The 3933-nt window shown below is 41.8% G+C and carries 5 protein-coding genes; all 5 read right to left on the bottom strand.

Annotation, left to right across the window (positions count from 1 at the left end):
* Positions 1 to 197 precede the first annotated feature (197 nt).
* The 5 genes from Q0081_RS12015 to yidD all read right to left on the bottom strand — a co-directional run bounded on the left by Q0081_RS12015 (position 198) and on the right by yidD (position 3782).
* The gene (locus Q0081_RS12015; protein ID WP_298353326.1) at positions 198 to 1283 is read right to left on the bottom strand and encodes a complex I subunit 1 family protein; all 1086 of its coding nucleotides are present in this window, start codon (positions 1281 to 1283) and stop codon (positions 198 to 200) included.
* 3 nt (positions 1284 to 1286) lie between these two features.
* On the bottom strand, positions 1287 to 1868 hold the full coding sequence (locus Q0081_RS12010) for a hypothetical protein (protein WP_298353323.1): 582 nt from the start codon (positions 1866 to 1868) through the stop codon (positions 1287 to 1289).
* Positions 1869 to 1926: 58 nt separating this feature from the next.
* A complete protein-coding gene (locus Q0081_RS12005; RefSeq protein ID WP_298353320.1) occupies positions 1927 to 2931 on the bottom strand; it encodes an AAA family ATPase in 1005 nt (334 codons plus the stop codon).
* A 74-nt stretch (positions 2932 to 3005) separates the two neighbouring features.
* On the bottom strand, positions 3006 to 3524 hold the full coding sequence (locus Q0081_RS12000; protein ID WP_298353317.1) for a hypothetical protein: 519 nt from the start codon (positions 3522 to 3524) through the stop codon (positions 3006 to 3008).
* A gap of 48 nt (positions 3525 to 3572) precedes the next feature.
* A complete protein-coding gene (gene yidD / locus Q0081_RS11995) occupies positions 3573 to 3782 on the bottom strand; it encodes a membrane protein insertion efficiency factor YidD (RefSeq protein ID WP_298353314.1) in 210 nt (69 codons plus the stop codon).
* Positions 3783 to 3933: the final 151 nt, after the last annotated feature.

The raw sequence follows: 3933 nt of genomic DNA, 5'->3' as shown, positions 1-3933 counted from the left end.
TTTGTAGAGAATGAACTTAATAACAGGCCAAGAAAAAGACATGATTTTCAAACACCAAATCAAATTTTTAATCAATTAACTAACCATCAAGAAGTTGCATTTGTAACTTGAATCCTGCAGAGGTAAAACAATAAAATCTCACTAATACATAATTCAGAAACCGGGCGGGAAATATATTCCGCCCGGCTTTTACTCAATTACACCATCAGCAACCGCCAAACGCCGCAGATCAAAAACAGGATTAAAGCCACGGGTGTCAGCACTTTCCAACACAAAAACATGAGTTGGTCCACGCGCAGGCGCGGAAAAGTCCAGCGAACCCACATTTGAATCAGAATGGCGAACCCTGCTTTAAAAATCAACCAAAAAGCCCCCGACACATTGCCCCAAATCGTACCCGGTGCCCCGCTCGTCCAATCGGCAAGGCGAATGGGACCGATGTTGGGCAGTGGCGTATTCCAACTTCCCAAAAACAGAATAGCCCCCAAAAGCGACACCAACAACATCATGGCATATTCGGACAGAAACAGCAACGCCCAACGCATCCCCGAATACTCAGTGTGAAAACCACCCACCAACTCAGATTCCCCTTCGGGAATGTCAAACGGAGCGCGGTTACACTCGGCTAAGGTCGTGATAAAGAAGACAATGTAAGCCACCATCAGAAACGGGCTTTTGATGATGTTCCAACTCAAAAAGCCGCCAATGTGGGTAATATCAATGCCCAATGATTTGAGCCCGAAAAGGTAAACGGTTTCGTCAGAATAGAGGCCCTGTTGGTAGCTTATGGTTTGTAAATCTAACGTTTGAGCAGTCATTACGACGCACAAAACGGTTAAACCCAAAGGAATTTCGTAGGAGACGATTTGGGCCACGGAGCGCATCGCCCCAAACAGAGCAAACTTGTTGTTGGAGCCCCAACCCGCCATCAAAATCCCAATCACATCCACGGAAATAATGGTCATCAGGTAGAAAATTCCCACCGGTGCCGTGGAGCCCTGTAAATCAGGACTTAACGGCAGGACGGCATAGCCCGCAAAAATGGCCGTAAATATCACCAACGGTGCAAGCAGAAACAGTTTACGATCGGCGGCGGTGGGTACAATATCTTCTTTTTGGAGGAGTTTGAGTAAATCGGCGATGAGTTGCAGCAAACCCCATTTCCCCACTTCCATCGGCCCCATGCGGTCTTGGATAAAAGCAGAAATTTTACGTTCTAAATAAACCCCCACCACGACGGAGGAAAGGGCCATTATCAAAAAAAGGGGCAGCGTTGCAGGCATGGATTAGCTAACAAATTGGGTCAAAAATAATTGTACTTGCTGATGAAAATGACGAAAACTATCTGAACGACTTTCTAACCATTCAATCTCAAATTGCATAGTGAGTTCATTTACAATGGGATTAGAAACTGCATTAATCGCTTCAGGCATCCCATAAATCGCTCGTTTTGCGTCAGGTCGAGGTTTCATTTCTAACGATTCATTTTTAGTCAATTTCGGATTATCCTGTTTGATTTTCAAATACCAAAGCCAGTGTTCGATACACTGAACAGGAATCATAAAAAGCGTTTTTTGTCTGTCGTGCGAACACTCCTGAAACCACGTAAATTTTTCAGTGTAGTCTTTTTGCAAATGATTATCTAAATCTCTGCCTACAAAAAACACATCATGCTGATACCACAAAAAGCCTTCCTGACTAACCATTCGAAATTTTTCATCTACCTGCTTTTTATTTCGGGCACGGTAGCGACGGCAAAAGTCTTCGTCCTGTTCAAAATTCACACCGGAGAAGTGTCGCAAATAATTTTTAAGGAAAATCTTTTGAGCATCCTCTTCCCCGTAAAAACCGTATTTAATTGTTCTCATTTCGGCACACCTCCCAAAAATTCAATGGTCCAATTTTCGCCCAATGCATCTGTATAATTTACAGCTTCCATGCCTTTTTTGGCTCGTTCTGCATTTTCAGGCTAATGACATCTTTTTGTAAGTTTTTAATGGAAGTAGCTCCTTCTTCGTTTTTATCAAAAATAAATACACTTTCGGGCGTTTCTGCAAACTCCTCCAATACCAATGGACTATGTGTCGTCAGGATTACCTGTATTTCTTTTTCGTAAGCCAATTGCTTAATAAATCCAATAACCTCTTTGATTCTACGAGGATGAATGCCCCGTTCGGGTTCTTCCAACAATAATAGTTTTGGTAGATTAGGTTGGTGAATAATACAAAGCAAAGCCAAGAAATATAATACGCCTTCAGGCAGTTCATCAGACCAGAAAACGGTATTGTGAGTTTTGTCAAATAGTCCCAGTCTTTTGAATGTTTTATCCCCAAAAATCTTCACATCATTTTCAGTTGGTGTAACATTTTCAAATCTGATTTGAGTAAGCTCAGGAATACACATGCTCAAATCTGACTGTATTTTTTGAAACAAATCAGGATGCTGGTCACGTAGAAAATCTGAAAAGGCTACCAGATTAGAGGCATCTTCGTTAACTATTTGATTACCAGACAGAAGCGGATAAGACTTTTTGAGGAGATGTGGGTTAATGAAATATAGTGTGATATCATTAAACTCCTTCTCAAAATGGAATGCTAAATTACCTTGCGGTTCATTAAATCTTGCCCAAGGTGCCTTTAATGTATAAATGTCTATTTCACGAGTTGCTTCATTTAAAAGACCGCTAAAATCTTTGTGTATATACTTTATCAAGATTTTAGGAATATTATTAAATTCTAAATTATAAAGTAGCCTTGATTTTTGGCTTTGAGATAAGTTAAATAATTTATGACTATTTAACGACAACTCCAACGCCTTCAACACATTCGTTTTTCCTGAATTATTAGGCCCTATCAATACATTCACTCGTTGTAAGTCAAGAGTAACATTCTTTAGGCTTTTGAAGTTTTCAATATGGATACGTTTTAGCATCTTTTTTCTGTGTTAGAATGGGCCAAAACTAAGTAAAAATTCAGTTTAAGCCATTATTTTCCCTATTGGAGAAGTTATCTATTTAAAAAATAGGTTCTGAATATCTTCATTTCCTGTAGCTCTATTTCCACATATTTCTTAAAAATCACGTTCCCCACCTGCGAGCGCAGGGCGGAGATGCCCACATCAATCAGGCGTAAACCCTGTTCAGTCAGCAAAATATTATCAAAGGCCAAACCGCCACTATCAGAAGAACGTATTAAATGCCGATGAACAAATCCCGCTTGATGCAGCGCATAGAGTTCGTCTTCAAATACATCCAGCCACAACTCACGTATTTCCACTTCGTAGGCGCAGTAGTCCATGGGGCGCAGGCGTTCCATCACGAGCATTTCGGCTTGTAGCTCTTCATTGTAATCTAAACGTACAAACTTGACTATCAACTCATTGACTGCATTGGCAAACTTCATCTTTTCGGCTTCTGAGCCAATATCCGAGCACGTATCGCCCGTAAACAGTTTGGCTACTTCCGTATCCGAAAGCACAATCACGGTATTGTTAGCACCAGAGGAAAGTTTGCGGGGGTATTTCATAGTTATAATTCAAAATTCGACACTCTGCATTCTTTACTTGACACTCACTTATGGTACGGGATCATACCCATGCCCGCCCCACGGGTGACAACTGCCGGTGCGCTTGAGGCCCATCCATCCGCCTTTGAGCACGCCGTGCTTCTGCACTGCCTCAATCATATACTGCGAGCAGGTGGGTGTATACCGACAGGAATTGGGCAAATACGGCGAAAGCACCACCTGATACGCCCGAACAAAAAAGATAAGGATGGTTTTCATGGCCCCCTGTCCCCCAATGGGGGAATGTTGTTTTTTTGGTAGTGCGCCAATTATGGTGCTGATTTTGTAAGGGGCAATCGGGGTGTTATTTTTGTTTTACCAAGAACCTAAATAACCTACCTGATGTGTAATACACCCGAAAGATGCCCCC

Origin of the sequence: Runella sp., from assembly GCF_027484545.1 — a bacterium.
Taxonomy (GTDB): Bacteria; Bacteroidota; Bacteroidia; order Cytophagales; family Spirosomataceae; genus Runella.
The sequence above is the reverse complement of the archived record's forward strand: the minus strand, read 5'-3'. Positions and strand labels throughout refer to the sequence as shown.